12 protein-coding genes are annotated in these 17,678 nt (G+C 60.3%); 10 read left to right on the plus strand and 2 right to left on the minus strand.

The genetic code is table 11. The features are described from left to right. Window positions 1-62 precede the first annotated feature (62 nt). Together PspS49_RS22710 and PspS49_RS22715 are read left to right on the plus strand one after the other, a co-directional pair. Complete coding sequence (locus PspS49_RS22710; RefSeq protein WP_160041544.1) at window positions 63-2,201, plus strand: methyl-accepting chemotaxis protein; 2,139 nt, start codon at window positions 63-65, stop codon at window positions 2,199-2,201. A gap of 190 nt (window positions 2,202-2,391) precedes the next feature. Further along, complete coding sequence (locus PspS49_RS22715; RefSeq protein ID WP_160041545.1) at window positions 2,392-3,738, plus strand: CoA transferase; 1,347 nt, start codon at window positions 2,392-2,394, stop codon at window positions 3,736-3,738. A gap of 126 nt (window positions 3,739-3,864) precedes the next feature. Here PspS49_RS22715 and PspS49_RS22720 read toward each other — a convergent pair whose 3' ends face one another. Then, window positions 3,865-4,728 (minus strand): DNA-3-methyladenine glycosylase, encoded by an 864-nt coding sequence (locus tag PspS49_RS22720; protein WP_160041546.1) that lies wholly within the window; start codon window positions 4,726-4,728, stop codon window positions 3,865-3,867. Continuing rightward, window positions 4,725-6,152, minus strand: a complete 1,428-nt coding sequence (arcD, locus tag PspS49_RS22725; RefSeq protein ID WP_160041547.1) for an arginine-ornithine antiporter — start codon at window positions 6,150-6,152, stop codon at window positions 4,725-4,727. The genes PspS49_RS22720 and arcD (PspS49_RS22725) overlap by 4 nt, the downstream gene beginning before the upstream one ends. Window positions 6,153-6,590: 438 nt before the next feature. Between arcD (PspS49_RS22725) and arcD (PspS49_RS22730) the strand changes: the two genes are divergently transcribed. The 8 genes from arcD (PspS49_RS22730) to gcvP all read left to right on the plus strand — a co-directional run bounded on the left by arcD (PspS49_RS22730) (window position 6,591) and on the right by gcvP (window position 17,499). Continuing rightward, complete coding sequence (gene arcD, locus PspS49_RS22730; RefSeq protein ID WP_007908042.1) at window positions 6,591-8,018, plus strand: arginine-ornithine antiporter; 1,428 nt, start codon at window positions 6,591-6,593, stop codon at window positions 8,016-8,018. Between the two features lie 33 nt (window positions 8,019-8,051). After that, window positions 8,052-9,308, plus strand: a complete 1,257-nt coding sequence (gene arcA, locus PspS49_RS22735) for an arginine deiminase (protein ID WP_150774425.1) — start codon at window positions 8,052-8,054, stop codon at window positions 9,306-9,308. Window positions 9,309-9,377: 69 nt separating this feature from the next. Beyond that, entirely contained in the window at window positions 9,378-10,388 is a 1,011-nt protein-coding gene (locus tag PspS49_RS22740) for an ornithine carbamoyltransferase (RefSeq protein WP_008086805.1), read from the plus strand. A gap of 141 nt (window positions 10,389-10,529) precedes the next feature. Further along, entirely contained in the window at window positions 10,530-11,459 is a 930-nt protein-coding gene (arcC, locus tag PspS49_RS22750) for a carbamate kinase (protein ID WP_034153407.1), read from the plus strand. Window positions 11,460-11,521: 62 nt separating this feature from the next. After that, window positions 11,522-11,884: a DUF5064 family protein gene (locus PspS49_RS22755; RefSeq protein ID WP_008086543.1), complete on the plus strand. Its 363-nt coding sequence runs from the start codon at window positions 11,522-11,524 to the stop codon at window positions 11,882-11,884. A gap of 405 nt (window positions 11,885-12,289) precedes the next feature. Continuing rightward, the gene (locus tag PspS49_RS22760; protein ID WP_150774428.1) at window positions 12,290-13,798 is read left to right on the plus strand and encodes a sigma-54-dependent transcriptional regulator; all 1,509 of its coding nucleotides are present in this window, start codon (window positions 12,290-12,292) and stop codon (window positions 13,796-13,798) included. A gap of 453 nt (window positions 13,799-14,251) precedes the next feature. Further along, complete coding sequence (gene gcvH, locus PspS49_RS22765; RefSeq protein ID WP_095121307.1) at window positions 14,252-14,635, plus strand: glycine cleavage system protein GcvH; 384 nt, start codon at window positions 14,252-14,254, stop codon at window positions 14,633-14,635. A gap of 11 nt (window positions 14,636-14,646) precedes the next feature. After that, on the plus strand, window positions 14,647-17,499 hold the full coding sequence (gcvP, locus tag PspS49_RS22770; RefSeq protein ID WP_160041549.1) for an aminomethyl-transferring glycine dehydrogenase: 2,853 nt from the start codon (window positions 14,647-14,649) through the stop codon (window positions 17,497-17,499). Window positions 17,500-17,678 lie beyond the last annotated feature (179 nt).

The raw sequence follows: 17,678 nt of genomic DNA on the forward strand, positions 1-17,678 counted from the left end.
TTTGGCGAACCGGACAGCTCTTGTCCGCAAGCCACCCGTTTATTCATTCGCGAGATCGCCCCATGTTCGACTCTCTGTCCATTCGCCTGAAAATCGTTCTGCTCTCCGGTCTGTGCCTGCTCGGTGTGGTCGCGCTGATCGTCGGCATGAACATCTACCAGACCAACCAGAACGACGAACTGGTCAGCAACTCCAGCAACCAGTTGCTCACCGCCAGTGTGCAGAACCTGCTGCAAGCCAAAGCCGCCGAACAAGCGGTGCGGGTGCAGAAAACCTTCGGCGAAAGCCTGACGGTGATCACTGCCGTAGCGGATCAGATCAAGGACCTGCGGGTAATGGCCGCCAAGCGTTCGCTGGACGCCGGCGCCTTGCGCGAAGAGTTGAACCTGAGCCTGAAAACCGCTTTTGAGCGCAACGATAAAGTGCTGGGCATCTGGCTCGCTTTCGATCCGAACGCTCTCGACGGCAAGGACAGCGAATTCGCCAACGATGCCGCGCGCCAGTCCAACGAAGCCGGACGTTTTGCCACGTACTGGAGCCGCGCCGCCGGCGCCTCGCTGAACACCATCATGGTCGAAGAAGACCTGACCAAAACCACCCTCAGCGTCAGCGGCACGCCCTACAACAGCTGGTACACCTGCCCTCGCGACAACAAGCGCACCTGCCTGCTCGATCCGTATGCCGACACCGTCGGTGGCAAGGAAATGCTCATGACGACCATTTCCGTGCCGTTGATTGTCGACGGTAAAGCCATCGGCGTGGTCGGCGTCGACATCGCCCTCGACGCCCTGCAAGCGGCGGCCGTGGATTCCCAGCGCAGCCTGTTCAACAACGCCGGGCATATGCTGATCGTCTCTGGCAGCGGCGTGCTCGGCGCCGACAGCTCCGACGCGAGCAAGGTCGGCAAAAAGATCAGCGACACCCTCGGCGCCGATGGCAAGGATGTGCTGCAACTGCTGAGCTCCGGCACCCCGAAGATTCTCGAACAGGGCGACCTGATTCGTGCGGTGTACCCGGTCGACCCGATCGGCAACTCGCGCGCCTGGGGCGTAGTCATCGACCTGCCGAAACAAGTGCTGCTGGCCGATTCGGTCAAGCTGCAAGCGGTACTCGACGACGCGCAGGAAACCGGCGTGATCACTGCGCTGCTGGTCGCTGTGATCGCCGGTCTGGTCGGCCTGTTGCTGATCTGGCTGACCGCGTCCGGGGTGACTCGTCCAATCAACAGCGTTGCCGAGATGCTGAAGAACATTGCCAGTGGCGAAGGCGATCTGACCCAACGCCTGAACTACAGCAAGCAGGATGAACTGGGCGAACTGGTGAACTGGTTCAACCGTTTCCTCGACAAGCTGCAACCGACCATCGCGCAGATCAAACAGAGCATCACCGAAGCCCGTGGCACCGCCGACCAGTCTTCGGAAATCGCCCGCCAGACCAGTGAAGGCATGCAGGTGCAGTTCCGCGAGATCGATCAGGTCGCCACCGCCTCCAACGAAATGAGCGCCACCGCCCACGACGTCGCCAACAGCGCATCGAACGCGGCCAATGCCGCCAAAGGCGCCGACCAGTCGGCCAAGGACGGCATGTCGATCATCGAACGCAGCACCCGCGACATCAATCAACTGGCCGATGAAGTCAGCAAGGCCGTGACCGAGGTTGAAGCACTGGCAGTCAACAGCGAGCAGATCGGCTCGGTACTGGAGGTGATCCGCAGCATCGCCGAACAGACCAACCTGCTCGCCCTCAACGCCGCTATCGAAGCCGCCCGCGCCGGTGAGAGTGGCCGTGGTTTTGCCGTAGTCGCCGATGAAGTACGCAACCTCGCCAAGCGCACGCAGGATTCGGTGGAAGAGATACGCATCGTCATCGAGCGCATTCAGACCGGCACCCGTGGCGTGGTCGCGACCATGCATTCGAGCCAGACCCAGGCGCACAACAACGCCGGGCAGATTCGTCAGGCGGTGGATGCGCTGGGCAAGATCAGCGATGCGGTGACGGTGATCAGCGACATGAACCTGCAGATTGCCAGCGCGGCCGAACAACAGAGTGCTGTGGCTGAAGAAGTGAATCGCAATGTCTCGGCCATCCGCACCGTGACCGAAACATTGACTGAACAAGCCACTGAGTCAGCAGCAATCAGCAGCCAGCTCAATGCCTTGGCCAGTCAGCAGATGAAATTGATGGATCAGTTTCGCGTCTAGCAAACCTGCAAAAATCCCTGTGGGAGCGAGCCTGCTCGCGAAGACGGCAGCACATTCAACATTAATGTGACTGATCCACCGCTTTCGCGAGCAGGCTCGCTCCCACAGGGGTAAGTGTTCACCTGCGGGATTTCATCTGACCCGACATTCTTTTGCACTATCATCGCCCTCTCGCTCCGGAGGGCCTTCGATGACTGATGTACTCACGTCCATTCAAGCCGCACTCGGCTTGCCGCATACGCCGATCCCGTTCACCGACCGAGGCGCCCTGCCCTCGGCGTTCGCCGTCACCGAGCTTGCCTGCGCCAGCATGGCCGCTGCCGGTCAGGCCGTCAGCGAATTGATCCGGCAACAGACCGGTCACCTGCCAGCCGTTGCAGTCGACCGACGTCTGGCCTCGTTCTGGTTCTCGACCTCGATCCGCCCCCTCGGCTGGCAAGTGCCACCACTGTGGGACCCGATCGCAGGCGACTACGCCACCCAGGACGGCTGGATCCGCCTGCACACCAACGCCCCGCATCACCGTGCTGCCGCTGAACGCGTGCTGGGTGCCAGCGCCGATCGTGCCGCGATGGCGGCGAAAGTGGCGCAATGGACGAGTACGGATCTGGAGCAAGCGGTGGTCGACGCCAAGGGCTGCGCCGCAGAGATGCGCAGTTGGGCGCAGTGGCAAAAACATCCGCAGGGGTTGGCGGTAAATGCCGAGCCACTGGTGCATTTCATCGATTCGCCGGATGAACATACCCCAGCGTGGCAAGGCTCGGTGGCGCAACCGTTGGCCAGGCTCAAGGTGCTGGACCTGACGCGCGTGCTCGCCGGCCCCACCGCCAGCCGTTTTCTCGCCGGGCTTGGCGCCGATGTATTACGCATCGACTCACCGACCTGGAACGAGCCCGGTGTCGTCCCGGAAATGACCCTCGGCAAACGCTGCGCGCGGCTGGATCTGCATGACTCGGCGGATCGTGCGGTATTCGAAAGTCTGTTGAAGGACGCCGATATTCTGCTGCACGGTTACCGCGCCGATGCGCTGGAGAAACTTGGTTTCGGCGTTGAGCGCCGTCGCCAAATCGCACCGGCCCTGATTGATGTCGGCCTCAACGCTTATGGCTGGAGTGGCCCGTGGCAGAACCGTCGCGGCTTCGACAGTCTGGTGCAGATGAGCAGCGGCATCGCCGAGGCCGGGCAGCAATGGATGCAGGCCGACAAACCGACGCCGTTGCCGGTGCAGGCGCTGGATCATGCGACGGGGTATTTGATGGCGGCGAGTGCGCTCCGACTGTTGACCGAGCGTTTGAACACGCGTCGCGGTGGCTCGGCGCGGTTATCGCTGGCGCGCACGGCGAAACTGTTGATCGAGCATGGGTCTGGGATAACTGAAGCGCTGCGCGCCGAGGATGAACAGGATCAAGGTTTGCTGGTGGAGCAGACCCCGTGGGGACCGGCGCATCGGTTGCAGGTGCCGGTGAAGATCAGCGGCACACCGATTCAGTGGGCGTTGCCGGCCACAGAACTGGGTTCGCACCGACCACAGTGGTGAATCTGAAACCGCTATCGCGAGCAGGCTCACTCCTACAGTTGACCGCGTTTCTACTGATGGAACGCGGTCAACTGTAGGAGTGAGCCTGCTCGCGATGAGGCCTGAATTGACCAAGCGACATTCGGATCAGTCCGAGCGGCTCAAAGATGTCCACAAAAGCTGCGCCGCATACCCCCGATACGGCCGCCACGCCTCAGCGCGCAACGACAATTCCCGCGCTGTCGGCCGCTCGCCTTCCAGCACTTCCAGCGCTTTCAGTAACCCGACATCGCCATGGGGAAACCCATCCAGGTCGCGCAACTGTCGCAACGCAATGTACTGCGCCGTCCACTCGCCAATCCCGAGCAACGCCAACAACCGCGCCACGCCGCCCTCGCGATTCGGTTCAAACAAAGAAGGCTCATCCAGCAACGCCTGCGCCACACCCGACAGCGTCCGCCCGCGACTCTTCGGCATACCCAGCGCCGCCAGATCTGCGCCTGCCAATACCCGCGTTTCGGGAAACACATGCGTCAATCCAGGCACTGTCGAAGCCAACGGCGCGCCATATTGCGCAACCAGTTTCCCCGCCAGACGAATCGCCGCGACCACCGTAATCTGCTGCCCTAGCACCGCGCGATACGCCAATTCCAACCCGTCCCACGCTCCGGGAATCCGCAACCCCGTGCGCTCGGCAATCAATCGCGCCAGCAACGGATCATTTGCCAGATGTCCGTGCATCACCGCCAGATCCGCGTCCAGATCAAACATCCGCCGCAACCTGACAACGATCTCGGGCACCGCCGCCAGGTCAGGAAAACTCAACTCAACCTGCAGCGCATCTACCGTTTCCTGCCAAATCGAGACTGTCCCGTGGACACCGTTCAATCCAATGCTGCGCGAATACACACCTTCAACGACGGTCTCCATCCCTGACACCGCCCGCGCCGCCAGAAACGCCAACATCGCCGCCCAGTCATAGGGCGGCCGATACTCAAGCAGCAACCTCACAACGACAGCACACCGCTGTACAAACCATAAGCCGCCAGCCCCGCACCGATGACCACGCAGGTAAAAATGCCCTTCTCGACATGGGTGAACAACGGCTCGCCCGCCTCATGTTTGGCCTTGGCAAACAAAATCACCCCTGGCGCATACAACAGCGCCGAGAGCAGCAAATACTTCACCCCGCCGGCATACAACAACCACACCGCATAACCGAGGGCAATGCCGCCGATCAGCAGATCCTTGGTGCGCTCAGCCGAGGCATGTTCGTAGGTTTCGCCGCGCCCGCTGAGCAACACCGCGTACGCCGCCGACCACAGGTACGGCACCAGAATCATCGACGACGCCAGATAAATCAGGCTGGTGTAAGTGCCCGCCGAAAACAGCGTGATCAACAGGAAAATCTGGATCATCGCGTTGGTCAGCCACAGCGCGTTGACCGGCACGTGGTTCTTGTTTTCCTTTTTCAGGAACGCCGGCATGGTCTTGTCCTTGGCCGTGGCGAAGAGGATTTCCGCACACAGCAGCGCCCACGACAACAGCGCACCGAGCAGGGAAATCGCCAGACCGATGCTGATCAACAACGCGCCCCACGGCCCGACGATGTGTTCGAGTACCGCCGCCAGCGACGGATTCTGCAGATTCGCCAGCTCCGGCTGGCTCATGATCCCCAGCGACAGCACGTTGACCAGCACCAGCAACGCCAGCACGCCGACAAAACCGATGACCGTGGCGCGGCCGACGTCGCTGCGTTTTTCCGCCCGCGCCGAGTACACGCTGGCACCTTCGATGCCGATGAACACGAACACCGTGACCAGCATCATGTTGCGCACCTGATCCATCACCCCGCCGAAATTCGGGTTGCTGGTGCCCCAGATATCACGAGTGAAAATGTCAGCCTTGAATGCCACCGCCGCGATGACGATGAACATGATCAGCGGCACGACTTTGGCCACCGTGGTCAGCTGGTTGATCAGCGCCGCCTCCTTGATCCCGCGCATCACCAGAAAATGCACGGCCCACAGCAGCACCGAGGCGCAGCCGATGGCGATCGGCGTATTGCCCTGGCCAAACACCGGAAAAAAGTAGCCGAGGGTGCTGAACAGCAGGACGAAATAACCGACGTTGCCCAGCCACGCACTGATCCAGTAACCCCACGCCGACGAGAACCCCATGTAGTCGCCAAATCCGGCCTTGGCGTAGGCATACACGCCGGAATCCAGTTCGGGTTTGCGATTGGCCAGGGTCTGAAAGACGAACGCCAGAGTCAGCATGCCGATCGCGGTAATCCCCCAACCGATCAGGATCGCCCCGGCATCGGCGCGTGCCGCCATGTTCTGCGGCAGCGAGAAAATCCCCCCGCCAATCATCGAACCCACCACCAGGGCGATCAACGCGCCTAATCGCAGCTTTTGCGTCGGTTGCGACATTTCAGTTTCCCTTTGAAGTGTGGTGAGCGTGCATTTGTAACAACTATTAACTAAACGGATAAAGGTAGATGACGTTTATCAGGTAACGCCAGTTAACGCCTGTTTATATATAGCGGATGACGCTAACGCCTAGCACGTTAAGACAGTTTTGTGCGCTGATCCTGATAAATCAATTCTGTACTGAAAACAGAGGCTGAAAATTTGCCAAAAGCTGAAAAAGAACTAGCGTCATAATTCGAAAGTAATAATAGCCATTCCCAACAATGTAGCCACAACGCCTCTAGGACGGGCCTTGCGGGCAGGATATTTATGCCTTCAGTCGAAGCCTAAGTCATTCATTAACAATGGAATGTGACCATGCACTGATCTAAGTCAGCTGTTTGAACAGACAACAGAACTACGCTGTGATCTCTTCTCTCCTGCAATGGAGTCATGCAAATGTCTGAAGCTCCCGGAAAACTACGACTAGGTGCACTGGTTGCATTGGTAGTCGGCTCGATGATCGGTGGCGGGATATTCTCCTTGCCACAAAACATGGCCGCCAGCGCCGATGTCGGTGCAGTACTGATCGGCTGGGCCATCACCGCTGTCGGCATGCTCACCCTCGCTTTTGTTTTCCAAACCCTCGCCAATCGCAAGCCTGATCTGGACGGCGGCGTCTACGCCTACGCCAAGGCCGGATTTGGCGATTACATGGGTTTCTCGTCCGCGTGGGGTTACTGGATCAGTGCCTGGCTGGGTAACGTCGGTTACTTCGTTCTGCTCTTCAGCACCCTTGGCTATTTCTTCCCGATTTTCGGTGAGGGCAACACCGTTGCTGCGGTGATTGGCGCCTCGGTGCTGCTGTGGGCCGTGCACTTTCTGGTGCTGCGCGGGATCAAGGAAGCGGCGTTCATCAACCTGGTGACCACGGTCGCCAAGGTCGTGCCGCTGCTGCTGTTCGTGTTGATCGCGGTGTTCGCTTTCAAACTGGACATCTTCACCGCCGACATCTGGGGCATCAAAAATCCGGATCTGGGCAGTGTGATGAACCAGGTGCGCAACATGATGCTGGTCACCGTGTGGGTGTTCATCGGTATCGAGGGCGCGAGCATCTTCTCGGCCCGCGCCGAAAAACGCTCGGACGTTGGTAAAGCCACCGTGATCGGTTTCATCACCGTGCTGTTGTTCCTGGTGCTGGTGAACGTGCTGTCGCTGGGCATCATGACCCAACCGGAACTGGCGAAACTGCAGAACCCGTCGATGGCCGCCGTGCTTGAGCATGTGGTCGGTCACTGGGGTGCGGTGCTGATCAGCGTCGGTCTGATCATCTCCTTGCTGGGGGCGCTGCTGTCGTGGGTGCTGCTGTGTGCGGAGATCATGTTCGCCGCCGCCAAAGACCACACCATGCCGGAGTTCCTGCGCAAGGAAAATGCCAACCACGTACCGGTCAACGCCCTGTGGCTGACCAACGCGATGGTGCAGATTTTCCTGATCATCACGCTGTTCTCGGCGAGTACTTACCTGTCGCTGATCTACCTCGCCACTTCAATGATTCTGGTGCCGTACCTGTGGTCGGCGGCCTATGCCCTGCTGCTGGCGGTGCGCGGTGAAAGTTACGAAGGTTTTGCGGCCGAACGGCGCAAGGATCTGATTATCGGCGGCATCGCGCTGATCTATGCGGTGTGGCTGCTGTATGCCGGCGGGGTCAAGTACTTGCTGCTCTCGGCCCTGCTCTACGCACCTGGCGCGATCCTGTTCGCCAAGGCCAAGCTGGAACTCAAACAACCGATTTTCACTAACGTCGAGAAGCTGATTTTCGCCGCAGTGGTCGTGGGTGCCCTGGTGGCTGCCTACGGTCTCTACGACGGCTTCCTGACTCTGTAATCCCTGATTGTTTTGTTATCTGGAGGATCTGAAATGACCACGGAAAAAGTTAAGTACGGCGTCCATTCCGAAGCCGGCAAACTGCGCAAAGTCATGGTGTGCTCCCCAGGTCTGGCCCATCAGCGGCTGACCCCGAACAACTGCGATGAACTGCTGTTCGACGACGTGCTCTGGGTGGCTCAGGCCAAGCGCGACCACTTCGACTTCGTCACCAAAATGCGTGAGCGCGGCATCGACGTGCTGGAAATGCACAACCTGCTGACCGACATCGTCGCTAACCCTGAGGCACTGGACTGGATTCTCGAGCGCAAGGTCACCGCCGACTCGGTGGGCCTGGGCCTGATCAACGAAGTCAAATCCTGGCTGAAGAGTCTGGAGCCACGGCACATCGCCGAGTTCCTGATTGGTGGCGTGTCTGCCGATGATCTGCCGGACAGCTTCGGTGGCAAGACCATCCAGATGTTCCGCGACTTCCTCGGCCACTCCAGCTTCATTCTGCCGCCGCTGCCGAACACTCAGTTCACCCGCGACACCACCTGCTGGATCTACGGTGGCGTGACGCTGAACCCGATGTACTGGCCAGCGCGCCGTCAGGAAACCCTGCTGGCCACCGCCATCTACAAATTCCATCCACAGTTCACCAACGCCGAATTCGAAATCTGGTACGGCGACCCGGACAAGGAACACGGCAGCTCCACCCTAGAGGGCGGCGACGTCATGCCAATCGGCAACGGCGTGGTGTTGATCGGTATGGGCGAGCGCTCATCACGTCAGGCCATCGGCCAACTGGCGCTGAACCTGTTCAAGAACAAAGCCGTGGAAAAAGTCATCGTCGCCGGCCTGCCGAAATCCCGCGCGGCGATGCACCTCGACACCGTGTTCAGCTTCTGCGACCGCGACCTCGTAACGATTTTCCCTGAGGTGGTGAATCAGATCGTCGCCTTCACCCTGCGACCAGACGAAAGCAAACAGGGCGGCATCGACATCCGCCGCGAAGAAGGCACCTTCCTCGACACCGTGGCCAAAGCCCTCAACCTGCCGAAGCTGCGCGTGGTGGAAACCGGCGGCAACAGCTTCGCCGCTGAACGCGAGCAATGGGACGACGGCAACAACGTGGTGGCCGTGGAGCCGGGCGTGGTCATCGGCTACGACCGCAACACCTACACCAACACCCTGCTGCGCAAGGCCGGCGTGGAAGTCATCACCATCAGCGCCGGTGAATTGGGCCGAGGCCGTGGCGGCGGCCACTGCATGACCTGCCCGATCATCCGCGACCCGATCGATTACTAAACCTCTGAGCCCTGGCCGACACTTACAACGTGCGGCCAGGGGGATAACCGACACCGAAGGAGATCCATCATGGCTTTTAACATTCACAACCGTAACCTGCTCAGCCTGGAACACCACACCCCACGTGAGCTGCGTTACCTGCTCGACCTGTCCCGCGACCTCAAACGCGCCAAATACACCGGCACCGAGCAGCAACACCTGAAGGGCAACAACATCGCCCTGATCTTCGAAAAAACCTCGACCCGCACCCGCTGCGCGTTCGAAGTGGCGGCCTATGACCAAGGCGCCAACGTCACCTACATCGACCCGAACTCATCGCAGATCGGCCACAAAGAAAGCATGAAAGACACCGCCCGTGTGCTGGGTCGCATGTACGACGCTATCGAGTACCGTGGCTTCAAACAGGAAATTGTCGAAGAGCTGGCCAAGTTCGCCGGCGTACCAGTGTTCAACGGTCTGACCGATGAATATCACCCGACGCAAATGATCGCCGACGTGCTGACCATGCGTGAACACGCCGACAAGCCGATCCACGAAATCAGCTACGCCTACCTCGGCGATGCGCGCAACAACATGGGCAACTCGCTGCTGCTGGTCGGCGCCAAGCTCGGCATGGACGTGCGCATCTGCGCGCCAAAAGCGCTGTGGCCACTGGATGATCTGGTCGAGCGTTGCCACAAATATGCCGAAGAAAGTGGCGCACGTATCACCCTGACTGAAGACCCGAAAGCAGCCGTTAAAGGCGTCGACTTCATTCACACCGACGTCTGGGTATCGATGGGCGAACCGGTGGAAGCCTGGGCCGAGCGTATCCAGCAACTGCTGCCGTACCAGGTCAACGCCGAGCTGATGAAAGCCTCCGGCAACCCGCGCACCAAGTTCATGCACTGCCTGCCGGCGTTCCACAACAGTGATACCAAAGTCGGCAAGCAAATCGCCGAACAGTATCCGCACCTGAAAAACGGCATCGAAGTGACCGACGACGTGTTCGAGTCCCCAGCCTGCATCGCCTTCGAGCAAGCGGAAAACCGCATGCACACGATCAAGGCGATTCTAGTTTCGACCCTGGCTGATCTGTAACCACTGCTGATCCATGATCGTTCCCACGCTCCCGCGTGGGAATGCATCCCGTGACGCTCTGCGTCACAGCGGACGCGGAGCGTCCGTGGCGGCATTCCCACGCAGAGCGTGGGAACGATCAACACGAAAAGGACATGCATTATGCGTATCGTCGTAGCTCTGGGCGGTAACGCCCTGCTCCGCCGTGGTGAACCGATGACCGCTGACAATCAGCGCGCCAACATCCGCATCGCCACCGAGCAAATCGCCAAGATCCATCCCGGCAACCAACTGGTCATCGCCCACGGCAATGGCCCGCAAGTGGGCCTGTTGTCGCTGCAAGCGGCGGCCTACACCTCCGTCACCCCTTACCCGCTGGACGTGCTCGGTGCCGAAACCGAAGGCATGATCGGCTACATCATCGAACAGGAACTGGGCAACCTGCTCGACTTCGAAGTGCCGTTCGCCACCCTGCTCACTCAGGTCGAAGTCGACGCCAAAGATCCGGCCTTCCAGAACCCGACCAAACCCATCGGCCCGGTCTACGACAAGGCCGAAGCAGAAAAACTCGCCGCTGAAAAAGGCTGGGCGATTGCCCCGGATGGCGACAAGTTCCGCCGTGTGGTCGCCAGTCCACGGCCAAAACGCATCTTCGAAATCCGCCCGATCAAATGGCTGCTCGACAAGGGCAGCATCGTGATCTGCGCCGGTGGCGGCGGGATTCCGACCATGTACGACGAGAACCGTAATCTCAAGGGTATCGAGGCGGTGATCGACAAGGACCTGTGCTCGTCGCTGCTCGCCGAGCAACTGGAAGCCGACCTGCTGGTGATCGCCACGGACGTCAACGCGGCGTTCATCGACTACGGCAAACCAACGCAGAAAGCCATTGCCGAAGCGCACCCGGATGAACTCGAACGCCTCGGTTTCGCCGCTGGCTCCATGGGGCCGAAGGTGCAGGCAGCCTGCGAATTTGCGCGCCATACTGGCAAGGTCGCGGTGATCGGTTCGCTGGCGGATATCGAAGCGATTGTCCAGGGTACTGCCGGTACTCGCGTGACTACTGCGAAGCCTGGCATCACTTATCGATAACTAGAAACGGCGGGGGCAGGCCCGGGGTCTGCCCTTCTCCCATGCCTTGAAAGGAGTAAACCATGGCCCAATTCGAACCTGGTCATTTGCATATCGAGCGGCACGCGTTGACCGACGATGACGTCAATTACAACGTACACCTCGACTATGAAGTGTTTACCGATCCTTCGAAAGGCAAAGGAATACAGTTCACCCTGCATGGCAGCATGCAGGGCAAGGACATGAAGGAAACGTTTTTCCTGCCCAAGGAAGAGGCTTACAACTTCGCCCGTGACGTGACCCGCATCGCCGAAAAGTACGGGATTCCCAAGGCTCACAGCCAGATCGGTTCTGTGCACAAGCATTACGACCTGATGTTTGAAGACATTCGGCAGAAGTTGAATATGCAATCCGGCGACCCGGTCAATCTTGAGCATTTCGAATAACCCGCAAAAGCCCCTCACCCTAGCCCTCTCCCAAAGGGAGAGGGGACTGATTGGGGGATGCTCTAGAGTTACACCGACCTGATCCTGCATCACTGAATCCATAATCGACTCGATTTTTCAGGTCGACGTGTAGCGCCAGACACCTCGGTCAGCTCCCTCTCCCTCCGGGAGAGGGCTGGGGTGAGGGGACTGATTGAGGGATGCTCGATAGTTTTGCCGGCCCGACTCTGCTTTACCGAATCCATAATCGACCGGCTCTTTCAAGTCGATGTCAAACCTCAGACACCTCGGTCGGCCCCCTCTCCCTCCGGGAGAGGGCTGGGGTGAGGGTGCTTTTGCTTTCACCTCTCTCCAAGCCCAAGGCATACTTGCCACCCTCCGCTCTGCAGATCACTGAACCGCCCCATGCGTATCCACGTCAGCTTCATCGACCGCGTCGGCATCACCCAGGAAGTCCTGGCTATCCTCGGTGGGCGCAATCTCAATCTGGATGCGGTGGAGATGATCCCGCCCAACGTCTACATCGACGCGCCGACCTTGAGCCCGCAAGTGCTCGAAGAGTTGAAGGATGCCCTGTTCCGCGTGCTCGGCGTGGAGGCGGTGACCGTGGTCGACATCCTCCCCGGCCAGCGTCGGCACTTGCAGCTCGATGCGTTGCTGGCGGCGATGACCGACCCGGTACTGGCGCTCGACAGCGCCGGCAAGGTGCTGCTGGCCAACCCGGCGTTGATCGCCTTGTACGGTCGTGAACCGGCGGGGGAAAGTGTCGCTGAACTGTTCAACGATCCCGGCCTGCTCGACACGTTGCTTGAGCAAGGCTTCCGCCTGCCATTGCGCGAAATCACCGTCAACGGTCAGACCTTACTGCTCGATGCCACGCCGATCACCGACGCCGGCGCGCTGCTGACGCTCTACCAACCAAACCGCATCGGCGAACAACTCTCGGCATTGCACCACGACCATGCCGAAGGTTTCGATGCGCTGCTCGGCGAGTCCCCAGCAATCCGCACCCTCAAGGCACGCGCGCAAAGAGTCGCCGCCCTCGACGCCCCCCTGCTGATCCAAGGCGAAACCGGCACCGGTAAAGAACTGGTTGCCCGTGCCTGCCACGCCATCAGCACTCGGCACAGTGCACCGTTTCTCGCTCTCAACTGCGCAGCGTTGCCAGAGAACCTCGCCGAAAGCGAACTGTTCGGCTACGCCCCCGGTGCTTTCACAGGAGCAGCGCGCGGCGGCAAACCGGGGCTGATGGAACTGGCCAACCAGGGCACAGTGTTTCTTGATGAGATCGGCGAGATGTCGCCGTATTTGCAGGCCAAGCTGCTGCGTTTCTTGAACGATGGCAGCTTCCGCCGCGTCGGCGGTGATCGTGAAGTGAAGGTCAACGTGCGCATCCTCAGCGCGACCCATCGCGATCTGGAAAAAATGGTCAGCGAAGGCTTGTTCCGCGAAGACCTGTTCTATCGCCTCAACGTGCTCAACGTCGAAGTGCCGCCGCTGCGTGAGCGCGGGCAGGACATTCTGTTGCTGGCACGCTATTTCATGCAGCAGGCTTGTGCGCAAATTCAGCGCCCGGTCTGCCGCCTCGCCCCGGGGACTTACCCGGCGCTGCTCGGTAATCGCTGGCCGGGCAACGTACGACAATTGCAGAACGTGATCTTCCGCGCGGCAGCGATTTGCGAGAGCAGCCTGGTCGATATTGGCGATCTCGACATTGCCGGTACCTCGGTGGCGCGGCAGACCGACAGCGACGTCGACAGCCTCGAACAAGCGGTCGAAGCGTTCGAGCGATCGCTGCTGGAAAAACTCTACGTCAGCTACCCCTCGACCCGCCAACTGGCCAGCCGCCTGCAAACTTCGCACACCGCCATCGCCCATCGCCTGCGCAAATACGGCATCCCCAACAAACCCTGAACCCACCACGAATCCTCCTGTGGGAAATACCCCCACTGTGGGAGCGAGCCTGCTCGCGAAAGCGGTATATCAGCAAAATCATTGGTGACTGACACACCCTCTTCGCGAGCAGGCTCGCTCCCACAGGGGTTAGAGGGTGGATTCGAAATCCGTTCAAAAACGACCTCCACCTGTACTGAAAGCGCTACAGCGGAACGATATCGCTACACCCGCCTCCGATCACCGCTGTGCAAGGCTTTGATCCCGTTCAGCTTTTCTCCTCGCCCCAGCCTGTAGCGATTTCGCTACACGCTCCCGCTCAAACCATCTCACCAAAACATATAACTTATTGATTTATATGAATAATTCAACATTGGCCGCGTTCTTGCTAATCAACCCCTCATAAATAAGGGCCTTCGCGCCCGACTATTCCACCGCGTCCACCAGACGAGTCTGGCCCCCTGAGGAGTTTCCATGAGCGAGTTGCGTTTTACTGAAGATCACGAATGGCTGCGCACCGAAGCTGACGGCAGCGTTACTGTCGGCATCACCGCTTTCGCGCAGAACGCCCTGGGCGACGTGGTGTTCGTGCAACTGCCTGAGCTGCAGGCCTACGAAAAAGGCGCCGAAGCCGCCACCGTGGAATCGGTAAAAGCCGCCAGCGGCGTGTACATGCCCCTCGACGGCGAAGTACTGGCAGTCAACCCGGCGCTGGAAGACGCCCCGGAACTGGTCAACGAAGATCCGCTGGGCGAAGGCTGGTTCTTCCGCTTCCAACCTAGCGACGCATCGGCCGTGGCCAAACTGCTCGACCAGGACGCCTACGACCGTCTGATCAAAGCCCAAGCCGAAGCCTGAGGAACACCGACATGACTCAAGTAAACCTTGGCACCGCCAACGAATTCATTGCCCGTCACATCGGCCCGCGCGCCGGCGACGAGCAAGCCATGCTCAACAGCCTCGGTTTCGATTCGCTCGAAGCCCTGAGCGCCAGCGTCATCCCGGAAAGCATCAAGGGCACCAGCGTGCTCGGCATGGACGACGGTTTGAGCGAAGCCGATGCACTAGCAATGATCAAATCAATCGCCGGCAAAAATCAGCTGTTCAAGACTTACATCGGCCAGGGCTACTACAACTGCCACACGCCGTCGCCGATCCTGCGTAACCTGCTGGAAAACCCGGCCTGGTACACCGCTTACACGCCGTACCAGCCAGAAATTTCCCAGGGCCGTCTCGAAGCGCTGCTGAACTTCCAGACCATGATCAGCGACCTCACCGGCCTGCCGATCGCTAACGCCTCGCTGCTCGACGAAGCTACCGCCGCTGCCGAAGCCATGACCTTCTGCAAACGCCTGAGCAAGAACAAGGGCAGCCACCAATTCTTCGCCTCGATCCACAGCCACCCGCAAACCCTCGACGTGCTGCGCACCCGTGCCGAGCCGCTGGGCATTGACGTGGTCGTCGGCGACGAGCGTGAACTGACTGACGTGACGCCGTTCTTCGGCGCGCTGCTGCAATACCCGGCGAGCAACGGTGATGTGTTCGACTACCGCGAACTGACCGAACGCTTCCACGCCGCCAACGCTTTGGTCGCCGTCGCCGCTGACCTGCTGGCCCTGACCTTGCTGACCGCCCCGGGCGAGTTCGGCGCGGACGTCGCCATCGGTTCGGCACAACGCTTCGGCGTGCCGCTGGGTTTCGGTGGCCCACACGCGGCTTACTTCTCCACCAAAGATGCGTTCAAACGTGACATGCCTGGCCGTCTGGTCGGCGTGTCGGTTGACCGTTTCGGCAAGCCGGCGCTGCGTCTGGCGATGCAGACCCGCGAGCAACACATCCGCCGCGAGAAGGCCACCTCGAACATCTGCACCGCGCAAGTGCTGCTGGCCAACATCGCCAGCATGTACGCCGTCTACCACGGCCCGAAAGGCCTGACCCAGATCGCCAACCGCGTGCATCACCTGACCGCGATTCTGGCCAAGGGCCTGACCGCGCTCGGCGCGAAAGTCGAACAAGCCAGCTTCTTCGACACCCTGACCGTCGCCGCCGGCGCAAACACCGCCGCACTGCACGACAAGGCACACGCTGCACAGATCAACCTACGCGTGATCGACGCTCAGCGTCTGGGCCTGTCGGTCGACGAAACCACCACGCAGGCTGACATCGAAACCCTGTGGGGCCTGTTCGCCGACGGCAAAACCCTGCCGGACTTCGCCGCCCTCGCCGCTTCGGTTCAAAGCACTATCCCTGCTTCGCTGGTACGCCAGTCGCCAATCCTCAGCCACCCGGTGTTCAACCGTTATCACTCGGAAACCGAGCTGATGCGCTACCTGCGCAAACTGGCCGACAAGGATCTGGCACTGGATCGCACCATGATCCCGCTGGGCTCGTGCACCATGAAACTCAACGCTGCCAGCGAAATGATCCCGGTGACCTGGGCTGAATTCGGTGCGCTGCATCCGTTCGCACCGGCCGCGCAAAGTGCCGGTTACCAGCAACTGACCGATGAGCTGGAAGCGATGCTCTGCGCCGCCACCGGTTACGACGCGATCTCGCTGCAACCGAACGCCGGTTCGCAAGGTGAATACGCTGGCCTGCTGGCGATCCGCGCCTATCACCAGAGCCGTGGCGACGAACGCCGCGACATCTGCCTGATCCCGTCGTCCGCCCACGGCACCAACCCGGCCACCGCCAACATGGCTGGCATGCGCGTGGTCGTGACCGCGTGCGATGCGCGCGGCAACGTCGATATCGAAGACCTGCGCGCCAAAGCCATCGAACACCGCGAGCACCTCGCCGCGCTGATGATCACTTACCCGTCGACCCACGGCGTGTTCGAAGAAGGCATCCGCGAAATCTGCGGGATCATTCATGACAACGGCGGCCAGGTGTACATCGACGGCGCCAACATGAACGCAATGGTTGGCCTGTGCGCACCGGGCAAGTTCGGCGGCGATGTTTCGCACCTGAACCTGCACAAAACCTTCTGCATCCCCCACGGCGGTGGCGGCCCGGGCGTAGGCCCGATTGGCGTCAAGTCGCACCTGACGCCGTTCCTGCCGGGCCACGGCCAGATGGAACGCAAGGAAGGTGCGGTCTGCGCAGCACCGTTCGGCAGCGCGAGCATTCTGCCGATCACCTGGATGTACATTCGCATGATGGGCGGCGCCGGTCTGAAGCGCGCTTCGCAGCTGGCGATCCTCAATGCCAACTACATTTCCCGTCGCCTGGAAGAGCACTATCCAGTGCTGTATACCGGCAGCAACGGCCTGGTGGCGCACGAATGCATTCTGGATCTGCGTCCATTGAAAGACAGCAGCGGCATCAGCGTTGATGACGTCGCCAAGCGCTTGATCGACTTCGGTTTCCACGCGCCGACCATGTCGTTCCCGGTTGCGGGCACGCTGATGATCGAGCCGACCGAAAGTGAATCCAAAGAAGAGCTGGATCGCTTCTGCGACGCCATGATCCGTATCCGCGAAGAAATCCGCGCGGTGGAAAACGGCACGCTGGACAAGGACGACAACCCGCTGAAGAACGCGCCGCACACCGCTGCGGAACTGGTTGGCGAGTGGACCCACCCGTACAGCCGCGAGCAGGCCGTTTATCCGGTTGCGTCGTTGATTGAAGGCAAATACTGGCCACCGGTCGGTCGCGTCGACAACGTGTTCGGCGATCGCAACCTGGTGTGCGCCTGCCCGTCGATCGAAAGCTACGCTTAATTGAATGAGGGGCGTTTTAATCGCCCCGATTTCTGCAACACCACAGATCCCCCTGTGGGAGCGAGCCTGCTCGCGAAAGCGTAGTGTCAGTTAATGAAAGGTTGGCTGACACAGCGCTTTCGCGAGCAGGCTCGCTCCCACAAGGGATCTGCAACCGATTTCGGACTTTCGCCAATTCC

The sequence above is a fragment of the Pseudomonas sp. S49 genome (genome assembly GCF_009866785.1).
Classification (GTDB): Bacteria; Pseudomonadota; Gammaproteobacteria; order Pseudomonadales; family Pseudomonadaceae; genus Aquipseudomonas.

Coding starts and splice junctions, on each gene's coding strand:
- PspS49_RS22710 (WP_160041544.1), top strand. CDS start 63: ATGTTCGACTCTCTGTCCATTCGCCTGAAAATCGTTCTGCTCTCCGGT.
- arcD (WP_160041547.1), bottom strand. CDS start 6,152: ATGTCGCAACCGACGCAAAAGCTGCGATTAGGCGCGTTGATCGCCCTG.
- arcD (WP_007908042.1), top strand. CDS start 6,591: ATGTCTGAAGCTCCCGGAAAACTACGACTAGGTGCACTGGTTGCATTG.
- PspS49_RS22755 (WP_008086543.1), top strand. CDS start 11,522: ATGGCCCAATTCGAACCTGGTCATTTGCATATCGAGCGGCACGCGTTG.
- gcvP (WP_160041549.1), top strand. CDS start 14,647: ATGACTCAAGTAAACCTTGGCACCGCCAACGAATTCATTGCCCGTCAC.
- arcA (WP_150774425.1), top strand. CDS start 8,052: ATGACCACGGAAAAAGTTAAGTACGGCGTCCATTCCGAAGCCGGCAAA.
- PspS49_RS22740 (WP_008086805.1), top strand. CDS start 9,378: ATGGCTTTTAACATTCACAACCGTAACCTGCTCAGCCTGGAACACCAC.
- arcC (WP_034153407.1), top strand. CDS start 10,530: ATGCGTATCGTCGTAGCTCTGGGCGGTAACGCCCTGCTCCGCCGTGGT.
- PspS49_RS22760 (WP_150774428.1), top strand. CDS start 12,290: ATGCGTATCCACGTCAGCTTCATCGACCGCGTCGGCATCACCCAGGAA.
- PspS49_RS22715 (WP_160041545.1), top strand. CDS start 2,392: ATGACTGATGTACTCACGTCCATTCAAGCCGCACTCGGCTTGCCGCAT.
- gcvH (WP_095121307.1), top strand. CDS start 14,252: ATGAGCGAGTTGCGTTTTACTGAAGATCACGAATGGCTGCGCACCGAA.